The sequence below is a fragment of the Paenibacillus sp. MMO-177 genome (genome assembly GCF_037147795.1).
Taxonomy (GTDB): Bacteria; Bacillota; Bacilli; order Paenibacillales; family Paenibacillaceae; genus Pristimantibacillus.
In genome coordinates, this window is sequence record NZ_JBBCUR010000004.1 from 241,395 (window position 1) to 261,491 (window position 20,097).

20 protein-coding genes are annotated in these 20,097 nt (G+C 50.9%); 6 read left to right on the plus strand and 14 right to left on the minus strand.

Going from position 1 to position 20,097, the window contains the following annotated elements; all coding sequences use genetic code 11:
- Positions 1-5: 5 nt before the first annotated feature.
- Positions 6-839, plus strand: a complete 834-nt coding sequence (locus tag WFK81_RS16595) for a lipoate--protein ligase family protein (RefSeq protein ID WP_336787510.1) — start codon at positions 6-8, stop codon at positions 837-839.
- Positions 840-1,084: 245 nt separating this feature from the next.
- Here the strand turns inward: WFK81_RS16595 and WFK81_RS16600 are convergent, their stop codons facing one another.
- The 13 genes from WFK81_RS16600 to WFK81_RS16660 all read right to left on the minus strand — a co-directional run bounded on the left by WFK81_RS16600 (position 1,085) and on the right by WFK81_RS16660 (position 15,950).
- A complete protein-coding gene (locus WFK81_RS16600) occupies positions 1,085-1,873 on the minus strand; it encodes a hypothetical protein (protein ID WP_336787511.1) in 789 nt (262 codons plus the stop codon).
- A 62-nt stretch (positions 1,874-1,935) separates the two neighbouring features.
- Positions 1,936-2,685, minus strand: coding sequence for a GTP pyrophosphokinase (locus WFK81_RS16605; protein ID WP_336787512.1), 750 nt, complete (start codon positions 2,683-2,685; stop codon positions 1,936-1,938).
- 99 nt (positions 2,686-2,784) lie between these two features.
- Positions 2,785-3,657, minus strand: a complete 873-nt coding sequence (locus tag WFK81_RS16610) for a PhzF family phenazine biosynthesis protein (protein ID WP_336787513.1) — start codon at positions 3,655-3,657, stop codon at positions 2,785-2,787.
- A 131-nt stretch (positions 3,658-3,788) separates the two neighbouring features.
- Positions 3,789-4,232, minus strand: a complete 444-nt coding sequence (locus WFK81_RS16615) for a threonine/serine exporter family protein (RefSeq protein WP_336787514.1) — start codon at positions 4,230-4,232, stop codon at positions 3,789-3,791.
- Between the two features lie 18 nt (positions 4,233-4,250).
- Positions 4,251-5,012, minus strand: a complete 762-nt coding sequence (locus tag WFK81_RS16620; protein WP_442956071.1) for a threonine/serine exporter family protein — start codon at positions 5,010-5,012, stop codon at positions 4,251-4,253.
- A gap of 36 nt (positions 5,013-5,048) precedes the next feature.
- Positions 5,049-6,437 (minus strand): MATE family efflux transporter, encoded by a 1,389-nt coding sequence (locus tag WFK81_RS16625; RefSeq protein WP_336787516.1) that lies wholly within the window; start codon positions 6,435-6,437, stop codon positions 5,049-5,051.
- A 29-nt stretch (positions 6,438-6,466) separates the two neighbouring features.
- Positions 6,467-7,669 (minus strand): ROK family protein, encoded by a 1,203-nt coding sequence (locus WFK81_RS16630; protein WP_336787517.1) that lies wholly within the window; start codon positions 7,667-7,669, stop codon positions 6,467-6,469.
- Positions 7,670-7,710: 41 nt separating this feature from the next.
- Positions 7,711-8,898: a response regulator transcription factor gene (locus WFK81_RS16635; protein WP_336787518.1), complete on the minus strand. Its 1,188-nt coding sequence runs from the start codon at positions 8,896-8,898 to the stop codon at positions 7,711-7,713.
- Positions 8,876-10,747: a cache domain-containing sensor histidine kinase gene (locus tag WFK81_RS16640; protein WP_442956067.1), complete on the minus strand. Its 1,872-nt coding sequence runs from the start codon at positions 10,745-10,747 to the stop codon at positions 8,876-8,878. Before WFK81_RS16640 ends, WFK81_RS16635 begins: the two co-directional genes overlap by 23 nt.
- Positions 10,748-11,090: 343 nt before the next feature.
- Entirely contained in the window at positions 11,091-11,966 is an 876-nt protein-coding gene (locus tag WFK81_RS16645) for a carbohydrate ABC transporter permease (protein ID WP_317978781.1), read from the minus strand.
- A gap of 18 nt (positions 11,967-11,984) precedes the next feature.
- The gene (locus WFK81_RS16650) at positions 11,985-12,875 is read right to left on the minus strand and encodes a carbohydrate ABC transporter permease (RefSeq protein WP_317978782.1); all 891 of its coding nucleotides are present in this window, start codon (positions 12,873-12,875) and stop codon (positions 11,985-11,987) included.
- Between the two features lie 118 nt (positions 12,876-12,993).
- On the minus strand, positions 12,994-14,367 hold the full coding sequence (locus WFK81_RS16655) for an extracellular solute-binding protein (RefSeq protein WP_336787519.1): 1,374 nt from the start codon (positions 14,365-14,367) through the stop codon (positions 12,994-12,996).
- Positions 14,368-14,735: 368 nt separating this feature from the next.
- Positions 14,736-15,950 (minus strand): polysaccharide deacetylase family protein, encoded by a 1,215-nt coding sequence (locus WFK81_RS16660; RefSeq protein ID WP_336787520.1) that lies wholly within the window; start codon positions 15,948-15,950, stop codon positions 14,736-14,738.
- 172 nt (positions 15,951-16,122) lie between these two features.
- Here WFK81_RS16660 and WFK81_RS16665 point away from each other — a divergent pair, with 172 nt between their 5' ends.
- Positions 16,123-16,752: an NAD(P)-dependent oxidoreductase gene (locus tag WFK81_RS16665; RefSeq protein WP_336787521.1), complete on the plus strand. Its 630-nt coding sequence runs from the start codon at positions 16,123-16,125 to the stop codon at positions 16,750-16,752.
- 58 nt (positions 16,753-16,810) lie between these two features.
- Here WFK81_RS16665 and WFK81_RS16670 read toward each other — a convergent pair whose 3' ends face one another.
- Positions 16,811-17,293 carry a glutathione peroxidase gene (locus WFK81_RS16670; protein ID WP_336787522.1) on the minus strand — a complete coding sequence of 161 codons (483 nt, stop codon included), beginning with the start codon at positions 17,291-17,293 and terminating at the stop codon, positions 16,811-16,813.
- A 185-nt stretch (positions 17,294-17,478) separates the two neighbouring features.
- Here WFK81_RS16670 and WFK81_RS16675 point away from each other — a divergent pair, with 185 nt between their 5' ends.
- The 4 genes from WFK81_RS16675 (at position 17,479) to WFK81_RS16690 (ending at position 20,000) form a co-directional block, all read left to right on the plus strand.
- Positions 17,479-17,919, plus strand: a complete 441-nt coding sequence (locus WFK81_RS16675) for a MarR family winged helix-turn-helix transcriptional regulator (protein WP_336787523.1) — start codon at positions 17,479-17,481, stop codon at positions 17,917-17,919.
- 139 nt (positions 17,920-18,058) lie between these two features.
- A complete protein-coding gene (locus tag WFK81_RS16680; protein ID WP_336787524.1) occupies positions 18,059-18,427 on the plus strand; it encodes a GntR family transcriptional regulator in 369 nt (122 codons plus the stop codon).
- On the plus strand, positions 18,427-19,323 hold the full coding sequence (locus WFK81_RS16685; protein WP_336787525.1) for an ABC transporter ATP-binding protein: 897 nt from the start codon (positions 18,427-18,429) through the stop codon (positions 19,321-19,323). The genes WFK81_RS16680 and WFK81_RS16685 overlap by 1 nt, the downstream gene beginning before the upstream one ends.
- Positions 19,320-20,000: a hypothetical protein gene (locus WFK81_RS16690; protein WP_336787526.1), complete on the plus strand. Its 681-nt coding sequence runs from the start codon at positions 19,320-19,322 to the stop codon at positions 19,998-20,000. Before WFK81_RS16685 ends, WFK81_RS16690 begins: the two co-directional genes overlap by 4 nt.
- Positions 20,001-20,097 lie beyond the last annotated feature (97 nt).

The following is a 20,097-nucleotide window of genomic DNA, read 5'->3' on the forward strand; positions in this document are numbered from 1 at the left end:
CGAAAATGAAATGGAGCGCTATCGAGCAGCTCGGAGATCGCGGGCTTGTCCTGCTGGACCGGATGAATGATTTCTCGGAAGAAGATCCGCTGTACGCTTTTGCCCTGGACGAGCTGCTGTGCAGAAGCACAGGACGGGGCGGACCGGCTGTATGCCATTTGTGGCGCCACCCCCGCGCCTTCATCATGGGACTACGCGACAGCCGCCTGCCGGGAGCCAGCGCAGCCCGGGATCTGCTGGAGACAGCCGGTTGGGATACCGCAGTGCGCAATTCGGGAGGAGCCGCTGTCCCGCTGGATACCGGCGTTGTGAACCTGTCGTTAATCTTGCCGAAAAGCGACGTGCTTGATTTCCACTTTCACGACAACTTCGAGCAAATGTACGAGCTTATCCGTCTGGCGCTGCAGGATTCGGGCCGGCAGGTCGACAAAGGCGAGATCAGCGGAGCTTATTGCCCCGGCGATTTCGATCTCAGCATCGGCGGCTACAAATTCTGCGGCATTGCCCAGCGGCGCCAGGCCCATGCGGTCATCATTCAAGCCTTTATTGTGGCGGAGGGCTCCGGCGCGGAGCGCGCTAGGCTGGTCCGCTCGTTCTATGATATTGCGGCAGCAGGCGCGGACGCAGCCGATTACCCCGTTGTAACGGCGGACAGTACCGCCAGCCTGGAGGAGCTTGCCGGGCTTGGGGCGGATGCCTCGCTTGCGTTCGCGGCGGCTGTAAAGCAAGTCGTTAAGGACGCTCAGGAAGGCCTGCCCGCAGCGGGCAGCCTGATTCTGCCGACGGCCGAGCAGGTCCGCGAAATGGCGGAAACGTTGCATAACCGCTACGCGATATAGCGCGTGAAAGGAAATAAGACCCTCGCAGGGTCTTATTTCTCATTTTCGCTTGTTGTTCTATTCCGATAAGACCCCGGCAGGGTCTTATTTACGTTAACCGTGCCTCATCTACGACCGATAAGACCCTCCGAGGGTCTTATTTAAATCGCTGGCTGTTACATCCGGGCAACTTCAGACAACTTAAGGTCCCTCAGGGATCTTAAGTACTCGAAAGCCTCTTCACGCCCACCACTTTGCCGAGCTTGCTATAAGACCTCTCCGCCCACAACAACTTCAAGTTCTTCTCCCAGCTGCTCCTTCAACCTAGGCACCACTACTGCCTTGAAATGCTGAGGATCCGCTGCGGTTATATACAGTACCGCACCGGCATCCCCCTCGGAATAGTCGAGCAAATAACGATACTCGTCCGCCGGCTTGTTCTGCTCCGTAATCGCGCAGGTAAACCACCAGTCCGTGAGCTCAAAAGTGCGTACGATTTCCTCTTGCGCGTTGACCCGGTACCACAATATATTTTTTAAATAAACAGGACGATCAGCAGGCAGCAGCCAGACCGTATTGGTATCAACCAGCCTGCTGTTCACAAAAGCTTGCGTGGCCTCATCCTCATCTTCCAGCGTGTACGTTCCATATGCCTCGTAGACGGCAGACCCGATCTTCCGCAGCAGTTCTTCGTTCAGCTCATCCAGCGGAACCTCCTTGAAGTAAGCCAGCAGCTGGTCCATCACAGCCTGGCTCGCCTTCGGGTCACGTTCCGGCGCATAATGGCGAAGCAGAATCTCCTTCACGGCCGCACTAATCGTCTGATCCGGATCAAGGATAGCACCGGCATGAAACGTCTCCGCCGCGTCCATCATCAAGCTCTCTTTATGCGGGTCCTTGTTCCGGTCCCAATTCGTATATTGAAACAAGACATCCGTATCCGGCTCGCGAAACGCTTGTATAATCTTTGCCATCGTCTCAAAAGCGGCAGGTCCAAAACCTAATTCATCCCCTTGCTCCAGCCGAAAAGGATGCGAATCAATCATCAGCTTCAAGCGATTTTCCTCCTTATAACAATAAAAGTGCCGATATGCTTGTATCGACACTCTTATACGTATTAATTTTCCGGCTTATCGCCGATCATCTCGAGCAGCGCGATTGGAATGTTGAACTGTTGATTGTCGATTTGCAGCATTCGGAGCTGCTCCTCGGCATCGATCACGTTATCTCCCTTAATCTCGCCCATCTCCATGTGCAGGCGCTCCATCTGGCGGTCAAGCGCCGTCACCGAATCCGCGGCCGCCTTCAGCTCCTGCAGCAGACGTTCCGGCACCGCGGCATTGTATTTGTAGAAAATTTTATGCTCCAGGCTTGCCCAGAAATCCATCGCGATCGTCCGGATCTGCACCTCGATGCAGACATGCTCCACGCGGTCGGACAAGAAGACCGGCACCTCTATAAGCATATGCAGGCTTTTGTACCCGTTGGGCTTCGGATTCTTGATATAGTCCTTCACCTCGAGCACCTTGAGGTCGGACTGTCTCTTCAGCATTTCGGAAATAAGATAGATATCTTTAATAAAAGAGCACGTAATGCGCAGACCCGCGATATCCCGGATATTATTCTTAATGCTTGGCAGCGAAATCTCCAGGTTTTTGCGGACCAGCTTATTCATAATGCTCTCCGGCGACTTCAGCCGGGATTTGGTATGCTCGATCGGGTTATAGTCATGGAGCATCTGAAATTCCTCTTTCAGAATTTCGATTTTAGTCTCCATTTCGTCCAGCGCAAACTTATACGTCATCATAAACCGCGTGATCAGTTGTTTCAGTTGTTGGAACTGCGATACACTGCTAAGAAGATTCATGCTTCTTGCCTCCTGGCTCCGGCCGCCTCGTTGAAGGATGACCGGTAGTATTCCTATTCAGTATAACGCCCGCAAGACCGCAATCGCAATTTTACCGCCTTACATCCAATCGCCTTTCGCCACCACGAACACTTTGCCGCCTATCTTAATGTCGAATTCCCCGTTCTTCTTCGAAGCATCAATCAGCAGCAGGGAGTCACGGCCGACGGAGTAGCCTTGCTCTACCCGAAGCTGGATATTGCCTTTCCCAAGCGCCTCATGCTCCAGCAGATAACCGGCCAGATTGCCGTTGGCGCTGCCCGTAGCCGGATCCTCGTAATACCCGGTTTCATTCACAAACACCCGGACATGAAGATCGTTTGCCTCATTCACCGTCTCCTCCGTGAATACGAGAAGATTGGCGTCCGCCGTCTCCTTGAGGAACTGCCCGAACTTCTGATGATGGATGGCGCAGCGCTTTACCGCGTCCAAAGTCTTCACGGGTACAATGACGGAAGGCAAACCCGTTGAAGCGACCCGGATCGGCAAGTCCGCTGCTATATCTTCCACGCTGATCTGGAGAATATCCGCGATAACCGCCCGATCAATGCTCTCGCCAAAGGCCGGCTGCTTCTGCGTCATCCACAGGACGGGATTCTCTCCTTCCGCAAACGAGACGGGAATCTGCCCCACGCCAAGGTTCAACAGGATAGGCTCCTTCCCTTCCTTCTCATACAGATGCCTTATGACATAAGCCGTCCCAAGCGAAGGATGCCCCGCAAACGGAATTTCCGCGTCAGGCGTAAAAATACGAACGTTATAGCCCCCGTCAGCCAACTTTCCCGACATCATAAAAGTAATTTCGGAGAAATTGAATTCCTTTGCAATCTGCTGCATTTCCGAAGTCTCGAGCTCTCTGTCAGGCAGCAGCACCGCTAATTGATTCCCCTGATATTTCCTTTCCGCAAACACATCTACCATATAAAATCGCATCCAACATCCTCCTCCCAATGTGAGAAAACCTCTAGAGAGGCCTCTCGAAGATGAGCGGCCGCGTCAAGAGGTAGGTTTTATCGCCAAATCGAATTTTTGTGGTGCGCGGACACGCCCATTTATGTATCAACCTATAACCGCTCCAAGCGGCGGATCGTCTGGTTGACCACCTCGGACAAGACAAGTCCGATCGCGATCGTCCCCGAAATCATAAACGCTTTGACGCCAAGCTGAACCGCGATGTCATAATCGTTCTCCACGACTTTACGCATAGCGTCATAAGCGATTCCGCCCGGCACTAGCGGAATAATGCCCGCAACGCTAAAGACAATAATCGGCGTCTTGTACAGCTTCGCGAACAGCTGGCTTATAATCGCGACAATAATGACGGCAATAAGCGTAGCCGGGATGGTCTCCAGCCCCATTTCCGTGGAGGACATGTACAGCAGCCAGCCAATCATCCCAACAACGCCGCATTGGGGAAGCATCTGCCTGGGCGCATTAAAAATAAGACCAAACGCCGCCGATGCAATAAAGCTCGTAATAGCTTGTTCTATCCATAACGCCCCTGACATGACCGTCCCTCCTCGACTTTAATAAAATGACAGCACCGCCGCGATGCCCGCTCCGATCGCAAATGCGGTTAGAAAAGCCTCTACCCCTTTGGACAACCCCGACACAAGATGGCCAGCCATCAGGTCCCGCACGGCATTCGTAATATGCAGACCGGGCACCAGCGGCATAACCGAGCCGATAATAACGGTGTCCATATTGAGGGCTAGTCCGCTTTTTACAAACAGAATCGTTACTCCGCCAAGGATCAGGGAGGCTACAAATTCCGCAAACAGCTTGACCGGCACAAGGCGATTCAGCAGCACCATGCTGCCGAAGCCTAATCCCCCCGCCAGGACAGCCGCCAGAAAGTCATGCCACGGGCCGCCGAACATAACGAGGAAGCAGCCGCTCGATACCGCGGCGACAAGCACCTGCAGCCAGATCGGGTAGGCAAAGGGCTGCTCATCAATCTCCGTCAGCAGGCGGTGAGCCTCGCTCACCTCCAGCTTTCCTTGACTGATACGGCGCGAGATGTCGTTCACCAGCGTCACCTTGCGCAGGTTCGTCGATCGCTCGGAGATGCGAATCAGCCTCGTGGTTGGCACGGAGGCATCCATCGCGAACAAAATGCCGGTTGGCGTGACATAGCTCTGCGCATCCGCAACACCGTAAGCAGCGGCGATCCGTACCATGGTATCCTCCACGCGGTACGTCTCGCCGCCGTTCTGCAATATGATTTTGCCCGCAAGCAGGCAGGTCTGAGCAATCAGATGATAAGAATTTAGCGGCTGCTCCATCATTGTAGAAGTCATGGCTTAATGCTCCTTATGCCAATGTTACGTGGCGGTCGTCACCGGCTGATCCGAGGCAGTCCGCTTCACCAGCGCATGTTTCTCCCATGCCCGGCTTCTCCAACGGAAGAACATGGCAAAGGCCCGCAGCCATTCATCGGCGGCAATCGCAAGCCAGATACCCGGAAGACCCATATCAAGCTGGAACACAAAGAAATAACCAAGCGGCAGGCTCATGCCCACCATCGACACCGTCCCCGCCCATAACGGGAACTTCGCGTCCCCGGAAGCGCGAAGCGAGTTCACGAGAATAATGTTGATTGTGCGGCCCGTCTCCAGAATCACGCTGTAGAGCAGGACGTTTGCGCCTAGGCGGATAATTTCCGGGTCGTTCGTGAACATGGTCATCAATTGCTCGCGGAAAATCATCACCACCGCAATCATTACCGCGGTCGATGCGGAAGCCCAGCCCGTGCTGTACCATACCCGGTAATAAGCATCGGTCTGGCGGCCGGCGCCGATCATCCGTCCCACGATAATGGATGTGCCTAATCCAATCGAGAAGGCCATTAAATAAATGAACTGCGAGACATTAGCCGCATACTGGCGGGCGGCAAGCGATTCTTCCCCAAGGAAGGTCGCGTAATACAGGAAAACCATCTGGCAGCCCTGATACATCACCTGCTCAAGAGCGGACGGGATGCCGATTTTTAATATTTTGCCAATATACGCCTTGGATAATGTGAAATAATAACGCAGCTTTACGCGAACTTCTATAATGCGATACAGCATCCAGAAGAAGACGAGCAGCGCAAGCGCCCGGCTGATAACCGTGGAAATCGCCGCACCGTGAACGCCCATCTGAGGGAATCCGAAATGCCCGAAAATGAGCGCGTAGTTGCCGATCAAATGGACGATATTCATGCCCAGCGATACCAACATCGCTTCCTTGGTGAAGCCATGCACGCGGATAATCGCCGAGACGGAATTAATTAACGCCTGCAGGAAAATAAAACCGCCTACGAAGGACAGATAAGACTTCGCATGCTCCAGCACTTCGCCGTGCAGATTCAGGCTTTGCAGGATCAGCCCGTTAAAGATAACAAACACGATACTGAGCAAGAGGCCCACAATTAGGTTCAGCGTGATGCTAAGCGCCGAAATCTGGGCGGCTTCCTTCATCTGCCTCGATCCGATATATTGCGCAACAACGATCGAAGCGCCGTTTCCGATAACCTCCAGCACCAGCAAAGCAATAAACAGGTATTGGTTGGATGCGCCCACACCGGATACCGCATTGTCCGAAATTGCGCTCAGCATAAAGGTATCGGCAAGCCCCATGAGCATAAATAACAATAGTTCCAAAAAAATCGGCCATGTCAGAAATAAGAGATTAAACTCCTTCGATGGCTTTCCCGCTTGTGCGGCCGTCATGATGACACCTCTTCTTAAGTCAAATTCTTCTACGGCAGCAACTTCAGCACCATTACGGCCGCACCGGCCGCAACAGCTTCTTCCTTAAGCAAACCTTTCGAGAACAACGGCTTATACTGAGGATAATAATACGTATGCCTTCTTGCTACCTCCACCGCCGTCTCAAACACGCTTTCGTGCGCATTGATAAGCGCTCCCCCCAGAATAACCTTCTCCGGATGCAGCACGTTAATCAAATTCGCTAACCCGATTCCGAGATAAGCAGCAGCCTGCGTAAATTTCTCCTGCACCATTATATCACCGGCCGACAGGGCTTGGAGCAGTTTTTCGAAACTCCAAATTTCGCCGTTATCGCTATCGCTGCCGCTGTCACCTGGCTTCCGGCCTTGCGGCAGCGCTCCCGCCAAGGCTATTCTGCGCACCTCGTTCTCGATGGCATGAACCGAGACAAAGGACTCGAGCGCCCCGTCAACGGCGCTGCCGGGCTGCGAGAGATCGCCGGCCTGAATAATCATCCGGCCGATTGCCCCCTCCATATCGGTTGCTCCGTACACAAGCTGGCCGTTCGACATAACGGCCGAGCGGAGACCGGCGCCGACATGCACGTACAGCATATGCTGATAGTGCTCGCTTCTGAGCGCCCAATGCTCGCCCACAAGCGCCGCATTCGCGCCGTTATCGAGCAAAACCGGGAACTGCAGCCGTTCCTCGAGCAGCTCGCAGATCGGCAGGTTATGCCAGCCCTGGGCAGGAAAATAAACGGGATCCAGAATAAGACCCCGTTCACGGTCAAGCGGCCCCACCGCTCCAACGCCCATTCCGAAAATGCTGGACGGCTGCAGGCCATTCTCCTTCAAGAACCGGCCGACAGCCTCCTGCACACGGTCCAGGAATACGCCAGGCGTCATGCTCTCATCCATCTTCCAGCGTATGGCCGACAGCCGGTTCATATGCATGTCGTAAAGGCCTATGGAGGAGTAGATCCGCGAGATCTCAAGCCCAAACAAATAGCCGTAGGTTGGATTCGTCTCGTAAAGAATCGGTCTTCTTCCGCCGGTAGAGCTGCCGCGCCCATGCTCGCGCAGCTTGTTTGTTTCAATCATCTCTTCCAGCAGCCGCGTCATGGTGCTGCTTGGCATCGAGAATTCCTTGATCAGCTCAGCGCGCGATACGACACCTCGCTGAGCGATGTAGGTATAGACCAGATTGGCCGGTGTCTTAGTAATGGACATAGGACTCCTTCATCATCTACCCAAATGTGTTTTCAATTAGATTACAACGGTTTTTCCATACCGTCCATCCGGTGGCGCTGACGGAATTCAGACGGCGTCTCTCCGTACTTCTTGCGGAACAGCTGCGAGAAATGGCGCATGTCCTGATAGCCGATCCGCTCGGCAACATCCGCAAGCTTCAACTTGGGATTCAGCAGCATCTGCTTGGCTTGTTCCAGCCGCAGGCCGATAACATATTCCTTAAAGCCCGCTCCGGTCTTCTGCTTGAACAGCTGACTGAAGTATACCGGATTCAGGTATACGATAGCCGCCACCTTCTCAAGCGATAGATCGGCGTGATAATGGGTTCGGATATATTGCAGGGCAACCTCAATGGATTGGTCGCTTCCGCTTGCGTAATGCTCATACACTTGCGTTGACGATGCCTGCCTCATCCGCTGCACTTCTCCTGGTACGGCATCGATATCCTCGATCCGGTCGGTATGCATAATCTGGAACGGCACGCGCAAATATTTGATCAGATGCGCGCGCAGCTCTTCCAGCAGGCTTGTGATCGTTCCGCCCTCCGGAAGCGTAACAAGGCCAAGAAGGCTCTTGCTGTCGTAAATGGTGACAAACCCTTGGCCATGCTTCTCGATCAGCTCGCCCAGCACATTCTCGATCATGAAATGCTCAAGCTGAACAACCTTATCGCTCTCCATCTTGACCATAATCAGGTTGAAATGCGGATGGCTGTCCATAAACGGCTTCATGTCGAAGCGACCGATATCCAGCCCTTGGGCCCAGCGCTGAAAAACCGCTTCCCGCAAATAGTTGCGGTTCAGCTTCAGCAGCTCGGCCTCCTCCGTCAGCTCCCGCTCTTGCTCGATCTCCCCGCTGATCTTCTCGATCATCTCGGCCAGCACTTCCTTGCCGATTGGCTTAAGCAGATAGTCCTTTGCCCCAAGGCGCACGGCCTCCTGGGCGTAGCTGAATTCCGAATAGGCGGAGATCACCACCCACTTCATTCGCGGATACATGCTGCGGGTTAGATTCATCAGCTCCAGACCGGTCATGCCCGGCATCAAAATATCCGTAAGCACAATATCGATCCGGTGCTTGCGCAACTGGGCAACCGCTTCGTCCGCGTTGACCGCCAGATAGGTGCTGTATGCCGGAAACCGGTTGTTTAATGTCCGCTGGATGCCTTCTCGTATAACGTTCTCGTCATCCACGATTAATATGTTCATCGCCCGTTTTACCTCCTATAGCAGGCAGTGGTATTGCGATAATAACCGTCGTCCCTTTTCCCGATTCGCTTGAAATCCGCAAGCCATACGGCTCGCCGTACAACAGTACAATGCGTCGGTGCACATTCGGCAGGCCAATTCCTCTTCTGCCCCGCCCTTGCTGCGCCGCATTGTAGTTGCGGCCGGGACTGGAGTCCTCAAGCATGGCCTGCAGCTTCTTCAGTTCGTCTTCCTCGATGCCTACGCCATTATCCTCGATAACGATACGAAGTTCATTGGCTTCCTCGTCGGCTATCGTCGATACTCTCAGCAGTCCCGGACGGTCGAGAGGTTCAAGACCGCTTTTCACCGCATTTTCGATAACGGGCTGAATCGTCATCTTCGGAACGATAGCATCCAGCCATATGTCGTCCACCTGAATTTCGGTGCTTACGCGCCCAACCAGACGGTTCTCGATAATCGTCATGTAATGCCTCATTTGCTCCAGCTCCAGGCGAAGCGTGGTCTTCGAGGCTTCCTCCCAGTCACTGCTGTAACGGAACATATGGGACAGCGACAAAATCACGCGCCCCAGCCGGTCATTCTCCCGCTCGTCCAGCATCCAGTAAATCATATCCAGCGTATTGTACAGGAAATGCGGGTTCACCTGCGACTGAAGCGCCTGCAGCTCCGCGTTTTTTTCGCTTATAGAGGAGAGGGTGATCCGTTCAATCAGCTCGTCGATCCGATGAACCATTCGGTTGAAGGAAGAGACCAGGCTGTTAATTTCCTCGAACGATTTAACGTTCAACGCGCCCCTGAAATTACCAAGCTCCACCTGCTTCATCTCCCTGATCAGCAGCTTTAGCGGCGAAGAGATGTTGCGGGAGATTAACGTCGCCAGCATCGTCGAGAGCAAAATAACGGCAATAATGACGGCAAGCAGGTACAGTCTCGTCTGAACAAGCTCTTCGCTGATGTCCGTCTTTGGCGTCAGCCCGAATACCGTCCATTCCGCAACGGCTGTTTTGGCAGCAACGATTAATTGACTGGTTTTATTATCAACAACGATCTCATTACCCTTAGGTCTAGGCAACCCATTAAAAGAAGGTACCGCCTGCGACTCGCCAGTTGGCTCCATCGACAAATCATCCTGATTTTTATCCGTCGATGCGATTACACCATTGTTCTTATCAACAATAAATACCCGGCTGTTTGGGCTGATCGACGCGTTAGACAAGGCCGATAGAATCGGATTCGGATCCGACTCGATCAAGACAATACCAACTGGCTTATAATTATTAAGATCAAACAGCTGACGTCCGAATACAAATACAGGCTCTGGCAGCATGCTGTTAATAACCGAGCCTTTCATCAAGCCAAGCCATACCATTTCGCCTTTTGAATTTTTAAGCTTGCTGTACCAATCAGCAGACGTGTAATCCTGATTGACTAGGCCGGCGAACCGCCGTTCATAGTTGTACAGCTTTCCGCCATTGGTCATGACATGGATGCCTATAATATCATCTCGCGAAAAGTATGCGGCTCCAATAATATTCGTAATCGCCCGTTCATTCATGACACTGACGCTTATATTCTTCTCATTGTCTGCTTCCTTAAGCAGTCTGGTCAACTCATAGTTACTGTTAAGTGATTTGGTCACGCTGTCATATCCCTCGAGAAGCAGATCAAATAACCCTACCGTTTGGGAAACGTTCTTCTCCGCAAGATCACTGATCTTTGAATGAATAATCTGGGTTGTCTTCTGATAATAGAGGAAGCTGACCAAGATGAGCAGCGTCATCATCGATGAAAACAGCAATAGAAACAATCGATTCTGTATAGAGTGCATTCCATGATAACGCGCCAACTTTGGATCCTCCTAAAAGAATTATCACGTTTTTGGTGATAATTCTACTTCGTAAGCATCAACTTAAGAATTATCACGTTTTTGGTGATAATTCTACTTCGTAAGCATCAACTTAAGAATTATCACGCTCTTTGTGATAATTTTAATTCGTAAGCATCAACTTAAGAATTATCACGCTCTTTGTGATAATTCTACTTCGTAAGCATCAACTTAAGAATTATCACTAATGCTCATTCCCTCATTGTAACACATGGCGAAACGGTTGCGCTGACCTGTGGCAGCGTAACCGTTCGTATAGTAAGAATTTACGATTTCCTAAAATTCAAAAAAGCGGAGAAGGGGATTAACCCTTCACCGCGCCTGCTACCATACCTTTTGTGATCTTATCTGCGAGCAAGAAGTAAATAATGATAACCGGCAATGCCCCAAGGACGAGGAATGCGCCGATCGCTCCGTAGTTAACCGAATACTGGCTGACGAAGCTGTATACCCCGAACGGCAACGTTTTGAGACGTTCGGTCGAAATAAAGGTTGCGGCCAGGATGTACTCGTTCCAAATGTTGATGAAGGTCAGAATACAAACCGTAACCATTGGCGGTACGGATACCGGAAGGACAATGTTCCAGAAGATCCGGAAGACGCCCGCTCCGTCCACGATCGCTGATTCTTCAATTTCATGAGGAATCGACTTCATGAATCCGCTTAGAATAAATACCGCGATTGGCGTCTGGAATGCAATGTAAGGCAAGATAAGCGCCTTATGCGTATTCAGAATGTGAAGGTTTTTGAAGATGATCATGAGCGGCAAGAGAGTTGCCTGCATCGGAATCATCATCCCGATCAGGAAGATGACCATTACAGCCTGACCGTATTTCCATTTGAAGCGGCTGATTGCAAAGGAGACAAGCGAGCTGAGGAACAACACGCCGACCATTGTAATCAAGGTAACTTTCAAGCTGTTAAGCAAATATTTAACGTAATTGCCCGACTCCATGGCAGCGCTATAGTTGCTCCACTGTGGCACATGCGGCAGAGCGAAAAACTGCCCGGACAAAATTTCTTCGTTTGTTTTCAATGAGTAAATAGCCAGCCACAAGAGCGGATACAATTGGGTGACTACCAGGATCGCCAGTAGAATCCACATCAATGTTTTCCCGATCGAAAACCTTCTTTGCGGTTTCATTCTTGGCAACGCTGCCGTAGTTGTGCTTTGGCTCATGGTCGTATCCCTCCTTCGTTACGTGTATTTCCGTTCCAGACGGTTGAATCCATAGTTGATGACCACTGTTGCTACAAGACAGACTACAACCAGAATGGCTGCAATGGCACTTCCGTATCCGTATTTCATCGACAGGATTGACATTCTGTACATATGCGTCGCGATAACGTCCGTTGCGTTACCCGGACCGCCGCCTGTCATAACCATGATCATGTCGAACGATTGCAGCGAGCCGATAAAGGCAAGGACAATCGAAATCTTGAAGATCGGAACGTTCATTGGCAATGTCATATACCAGTCAGCCTTCAAGCCTTCAGCGCCGTCAATCTTGGCGGCTTCGTAAATATCCGACGGAATGTTCTGGATACCCGTGAACTGAATGAGAGTGTGATAACCAAGGTATTGCCACAAAGCTACGAAGTACAAGCTGTACATCGCGATATCTGGATCCGTCAACCACTGCTGGGACCAGCTGTGCAAGCCTACCCAGTCAAGCACCTGGTTAAGCATGCCGCCCATGGACGCAGGGTTGTAGATTGTTTTCCAAAGTTGTCCGATAATAACAACCGACAAAATTACCGGCATAAAATAACTGGATACAAGGAAATTCGGCTTCTTAACGAAGCGGCTAAGTAAGATTGCGACAAACAGAGCAATAGGAATTTCAAGCATGGAAAATACAGCAAACATCAGGGTATGGCGTACAGCCGGCCAAAATACGGCGTCATGGAATAACAATTTGTTGAAGTTGTCCAGACCGATGAATTTCGATTCGCCGATCCCGTTCCAGTCAAGCGTACTCGTATACAGGGAAACGATGATTGGAACAAAAACCAGACAGACATAGAGTAACAAGCACGGCAGCACGAACAGCGCTATCGTCAACTTCGAAACTTTCAGTACGTTCATCTCGTGTGCCCTCCTATCTTTTAGCTATTTTTTTAACATCCGTACAAAAGGGGTTCCTGGGAGAGAACCCCTTTCGCACAGTGTGCAGCTTTTTATATTTCTATCTTTTGTTTAATGATTATTTATTGCTTTCGTAAGCGGTTTGGTGCTCTTTTGCAACTTCAGCCGAATCTTTCTTCTGAACGAACAGGTTTTGGATAGAAGTCAAGTGACCTTGGGAAGTACCAGGGTTCATTGTGTTATCGAACGACAGGTCGCCGCCTTTAACATCTTTGAACAGGTCCAGTACACTGATCGCCATGTCGGAGTAGCCAGCAGCTTTGAAGTCGCCGTCAACTTTTTGAGCAAGACCTACAGCGCCTTTAACCGCAAACGCCTCTTTAGGGAAGTTCAGCATGAAGTAGTTCAGGAAATCTTTCGTTTCTTGCAGGTGTTTGCTGTCTGCAGAGATCGCGAATGCGGAACCTGGAGCAAGCATGAATTGGTTAGGGTCGCCTTTGCCGTTTACGGTAGGGAATTTGAATACGCCTACTTTATCCTTCAGAGCTTCGGATGTTTCGATACCGCCAGTTGCCCACGAACCCATGTAGTACATAGCAGCTTTACCCGTTTTGAAAATGTTCTCGCCAGCGTTATAGTCGAACGATGTAACGCCTTCTTGGAACGCTCCTGCTTGAATCAGGTTTTGCATAGCGTCTACAGCTTCAACGAATGCCGGATCTTCGAATGTTTTCTTGCCAGCTACAACATCAGACAGGAAGCCAGGGCCGCCGTTTGTGCGAAGCAGGATGTTCATGAACAGGAACGAACCCGTCCAAGTATCTTTTTCGCCGATTGCCATTGGCTGGATGCCTTTAGCTTTCAGGGTTTTAACGTCTGCGATCATTTCTTCGAATGTTGTTGGCGGGTTAGCAATGCCAGCTTGTTGGAACAGATCTTTATTGTAGTAAACTACGCCGATGTTGTTGCCGTCCGGCAAGGCGTACAAGTTATTGTCGAATGTATAGAAGTCAAGAACGCCGTCTTGGAATGTATCTTTCAGGCCGTTTTGCTCAACCATGTCGTTCAGCGGGGCAAACAGTTTCGCATCAACGTACGGCTGCATTTGAGCTGCCGGGTTAACGATTGTGATGTCCGGTACTTCATGCGAGGCTGCTTGCGTTTTGAGCTTTTGTTTTTGTTGGTCCGTATTCAGGGAGTCCAGCTCGATCTTCACGTTTGGATGATCAGTTTCGTATTGTTTTACGATCTTTTTCATCATGCCGTTTTTAGGATCGGTTGGATCTGGATAAATGTTTTGGAAAGTGATGGTAACCTTCTCGTTGCTTGCCGGCTTCTCTGTAGCCGCGTTAGTTGCTCCCGCATTGTTGGAAGCGCCGGAGTTGGCATTTTTGTCACCGTTATCTTTACTCGAGCCGCATGCTGTCAAGCTGATTGCCAAGGAACCTGCAAGTACAAGACCAAGAACGCTCTTCATATTCATTTTAGCCATTTGTTTATCCCCCTTGTTTGTGATGCTTTTATTATCGTGAAATCTGCAAACCCTTACAATGTGTGAACTTAGGATATCAGGTAGGTTTTCTTTAGGTCTTAAGTTTACCCGCCCAAGGTGAAACGACTTCTCCCTGTTTAACAGGGGGCGAGTTTCATTCCGGCGAATTCTAAGCAAGCTAATAAAATTTAAATTTATTAGCTCTTAGAATTTTGAAATCACCCGCTCGAATACTGTCGAACTACAAGAGATATTGCGATTATTATTTCTTCCCTCCTTCCGCGGAATGCTTGCGGGACGAAAAAAAGAGCCGCATTCCCGGTCTCATCCGACCATGAAATGCAGCTCTTCTATAAGGCTGGCATCTATTATGCCGCTGTAATTTTGTATTGCTTCTTATGCTTGCTCCAGTTAAGCTTCATGCCTTTCATCTTGCAGTATTCCTTGAGCGGAATCATTACGCCGTCAGGTCCTTTGTACGGCTGCTCCTGGAATGCGGCAAGCTTGCCGTCCAGGTGGACCATAACCGGAGCATGCTCCATATCCAGCGCCTTCAGCTTCTCCATCAGCTGCTTGGCCGACTCGCCTTCCTTCGCTCCGTTCACGCGGAAGCCGTTCGTCTGCCCGCGTCCGTTAATGCCTTCCTTAACCGTAAAGGACAGCGAAATGCCCAATTCCTTCAAAATATTTAGTACTTCCGTATTATAAGCCCCGTAAGGAAAAGCGATAATGCCCTTTGTGTTGCCAAGCTCTTCTTTCAGACGCTGCTCGGCCTTCTCGAGATCCGTCTTCACGCGGCTGTGGTATTCCTCATCCGTCTCGACACGCTGCTCTTTCTTCAAATATTGATGACGGGTCAGCACCGGCTTCGTCAAGCCGTCGGCGCGCATAACGCCGTATTTGTGGCTGTCGTAAGTATGGTTATAGAAGGACATGCCGGACTTTTGCATCTCGCGCATCTGGTCCCAGGTCATTTTCGGCCGGCCGATTTGCTTCGGTTTGTTCGCGTTGTCCGCACCCGAGACGATCACGAAATTCACCGCAGGGTAGTTGTGCTGCTTCAGCACCGGGTAAGCCATCGTATAAAAGCTCTCATAACCGTCGTCAAAGGTCAGCAGTACCGCATTGTCCGGAACATTGCCTTTATTCTCGATAAAATCCGCATATTGATCGATGGAGATCACATGGAATCCGTCTGCCTTCAAAAGCTCCATCTGCTCCTTGAATACATCAAGCGGAATAGCGGATTCCGCCTCCGCATTGTTGGTTTTTTTCACCGTCTTATCCGATAAATCGTGATACATCAGTACGGCAACCTTGTCCGTATAATAAGTCCCGTTTGTTCCCGGATTCTCCAGCGTCCATTCCAGCTTGGATTTAAAGGTCTTTTCGAGGAATGAGGCCGGCACCATCGGCTCTCCGTCAACCAGGTCCACAACCGGCGGCTGCTTTATCTTCTCTCCGTTAACATAGAAGCTGACTGTGTTGGTCGTATTTGCGGTGAGTGAGCATGAAGCCACCAGACTAAGGCACATAACGAATAGGACAGCTTTCGACAACAAGGCAAAACGGCTTCGAATCATTTAACTTACTTCCCCCTAAATAAACAATCCATTTCAAAGTTTTACAAATACTGGACACTCGAGGCAAAAAAAATATATGCGCTCTTTCTACTAAACGCAGCATGCCTCTGGAATGTTGCTCCATTATGATAACTTTTTAATGTACAATTTATTATATAGGGAGGGGAATGAAATGAACATCGCTATTTTGGGGGCAACCGGCCGGGTGGGACGCATTGTTTCGGCTCTTGCGCTCCGCGACGGGCATAAGGTGAAAGCACTGGTACGGTCGCCGGATAAATTGAAGGATCTTGCAGACAGCTGGCCCGGACTAACCCTGATGAAGGGGGATGCGGCATCCGCCGAGGTTGTCTTCGAGGCCTTATCCGAAGCGGATGCCGTCATTAGCGCTTTGAGCACCGACGGCGGCTCCTTGTTATCGGACAGCTTTCCCCATATTCTCGAGGCTATGAACCGGCTTGGGATCAAGCGGATAATAGCCATTGGTACGGCGGGAGTGCTGGATAGCCGGGCTGAACCGGGCTTGCTGCGTTATCAATCCAGCGAATCGAGAAGAAAGCTCACCCGGGCGGCCGAGGAGCATCATGCGATGCTGCGACTGCTGAAGGAGTCGGAGCTGGATTGGACGCTGGTGTGCCCGACTTATTTGCCGGACGGTCCGGCTGAGGGAGGCTACCGGGTAGAACGGGATTATTTGCCGGCAAACGGGACCCGCATTACGACTGGCGACACTGCCGAATTCGCCTACGCGCAGCTGTACAGCAGCCAATATATAAGGGCGAAAGCGGGTATTGCCTATTAGATGAAAACCGGGCCTTCGCGATTGATCGCAAGGCCCGGCTTATTTTCAAGGCGGAGAATTACTTGCCAAGCAAAGCCTGGATCTCGGATTCGATCCGCTCCGGCGTCACGTTTGGACCAAACCGTTTCACGACTTTGCCTTCCTTATCCACCAGGAACTTCGTAAAGTTCCATTTGATGCGCTTCGAGCCCAGGATGCCGCGCGCATCCTTCTTCAGCTTCTGGAACAAGGGATGCGCAGTATCGCCGTTGACGTCAATCCTCGCGTAGAGCGGGAAATTCACGCCAAAGTTCAGCTCGCAGGACTGCGCAATCTCCGCGTTATTCTCAAGCTCCTGATTCATAAACTGGCTGCTCGGGAAGCCTAATACGGCAAAGCCCTTCTCTTTGTAAGTGTCATGAAGCTTCTGCAATCCTTTGAACTGCGGAGCAAACCCGCATTTGGTTGCGGTATTTACGATCAGCAGAACTTGGCCTTTGTACGGAGCCAGCGTTTGTTTCTCGCCTTTAATCGTGTTTACTTCAATATTGTATAAGGACATCTTTCATGCAACTCCTTTTACATCGGATTGTTGTTGATTAAATTGTATGCAATCTATATAGGAATGTCAATTTCCGATTTTTCCTTTTTGACACGTTTTAGAGGCAGTGCTACAATACAGTCACCCAATTAATTTGCATACAATTTATATAGAGAAGATCAATGAATAAGGGGGCTTTCGCCACGATGGACACCAATGAACTGCTGAAGCTGGAAAATCAGCTGTGCTTTGCTTTTTATTCATGCTCAAGAGAGATTACGAAGCTGTATCGTCCTTTGCTCGCCGAGCTTGGGCTTACGTATACCCAGTACATTACGATGCTTGCCTTGTGGGAGCAGGACAATGTATCCGTGAAAGAGCTCGGAGCGAGACTCCTTCTCGACTCCGGAACGCTGACTCCGCTGCTTAAGAAGCTGGAAGCCATGGGGCTTCTGACAAGGGCGCGGGACAAATCCGATGAACGGCATTTGATCGTTCGCTTAACCGATCAAGGTCATGCGCTTAAAGAAAAAGCGGCATGCGTACCCCTGCGGTTATTTGAAGGCACAACGGTTGAGCCGGAAGAGATCTTCGCGCTGCGAAGTCAGGTGCAGACGCTGATGAGCAAGATGAACAACGCTACCTAATAGGAGAAGACTTTCTGTCACGTACAGGAAGCCTTCTCCTTTTTTTGTAATGCGCCTATTGACGAGGAATTATGCTTCTTGTATAGTTGGTTACATGAGTAACCAACCACTCAGGTAACTAAGAGATGAGGAAAACACTATGACCTTATTCATCGACGATAGCCGCCCTATCTTTGTACAGATCGCAGAACGAATCGAAGACGACATCATACAAGGAAGGCTTCCGGAGGAATCGCAAGTCCCTTCGAAGAACGAATTCGCCTCCTTTTATCAGATTAACCCCGCTACAGCGGCGAAGGGCGTCAACCTGCTGGTGGACGAAGGAATCTTGTATAAGAAAAGAGGGATTGGGATGTTTGTAGCCACAGGAGCGCGTGCCGTGCTGGTCGAGAAGCGCAAGGAGCAATTTTTCGAGCAATACGTCGTGACCATGATGCGGGAAGCCGAGAAGCTGGGCATTTCGGCAGATCAATTAACGGAAATGATTCGGAGAGGGGAGGCCAAATAATGAGCAACGTTGTCGAGGTAAGCCTTTTAACCAAATCGTACGGAAATGTTACGGCCGTTAACGAGGTATCGTTCAAGCTTGAGGCGGACAAAATTTACGGCCTGCTGGGAAGAAACGGCGCCGGCAAAACCACGATCATGCATATGATTACCGCCCAGCTGTTCGCGACAAGCGGCGTGCTGAAGGTATTCGGCGAAGAGCCGTACGAGAACTCCCGCGTGCTCAGCCAAATCTGCTTCATTAAGGAAAGCCAGAAGTACCCGGACAACTATACGGTAAACGACGTGCTGGAGTTGTCCTCCTCCCTGTTCCCGAACTGGGATAGAGAGTTTGCGAATGATCTGGTCAAAGACTTTCAGCTGCCTCTGAAACGCAAGATGAAAAAGCTGTCCCGCGGCATGCACTCTTCCGTCGGCATTATCGTCGGGCTGGCCAGCCGCGCTCCGCTTACGATCTTTGACGAGCCGTACCTGGGTCTCGACGCAGTCGCCAGAGCCTTGTTCTACGACCGGCTGATCGAGGACTATTCCGAGAATCCGCGGACGATTGTCCTGTCGACGCATTTGATCGATGAGGTAAGCCGCCTGCTCGAGCATATTATCGTCATCGACGGAGGCAAGGTTCTTATCAATGAGGATGCCGAAGAGCTGCGCGGATCCGCCTATTCCGTGGCAGGCACCGCAACCGCGGTAGAAAGCTTTATCGCCGGCAAAACGGTCATTTCGAGAGAACCGTTCGGCGCTCTGCTGACAGCGGGGATTAAAGGCAAGTTGCCCGACCAGGAGCGGAAGAAAGCCGATGCACTGGGCCTTGCAATCGCCCCGATTTCCTTGCAGCAGCTGATCGTTCAGTTAACGAGCAAAAAAACGGATGTTAAAGGAGGCTCCCCTATATGAACCGAGTTGGCAATGTCCTGAAAATGCATCAGCGCGACAAGTTCGCGTGGCTGATCATCCCGTTCATGATTCTTGGCTCCAGCTTTGTGATCAATCTGATCATCGGGTTCCTGAGCGGCGTCGAGATTTACACCGGCGGTCTGATGTCCATTTTTATCTACATGTTTGTGCTTGGCATCATTGTTCTCCCGCAAACCTTTCCTTTTGCGATCAGCTTCAGCGTCCGTCGGACCGACTATTACGCGGGCACAGTCATAAACGCGTTGATCTCCGGCTTTTTCACGGCTATCATTCTGCTGCTGCTTAGCGCAATCGAGAAAGCGACCAATTTCTGGGGCGCGGGACTACACTTCTTCCACCTGCCTTATTTGACAGACGGCAATATCGTTCAACAGTTTTTCGTATACTTCCTTACCTTTGTTCTGCTTTTCTTCTGGGGCTTTGCGATCGGCAGCGTATTCCGGAAGTTCCGGGCGATTGGGCTATTCGTTCTGACGCTGGCCTGCCTGCTGGCCACGACCATTATGATGGTTCTCATTATCTCCAAAGACTGGTGGGATGAGATCGCGAACTGGTTCATCGATCTGACGGCCTTCGAGCTGTCGCTGTGGTTCCTGCCGGTCATCTTGATCTTCGCTATCGTCTCGTTCGTGCTGATCCGCAGATCGACCGTCTGATTATTGCTTCCCCCTTATCCGCCATCAGTGTCATTGGCTGCCGCTGTTGAATACAACGGTAATAACCAATGCTGCTGGACGGCCAGACAAGGGGGAT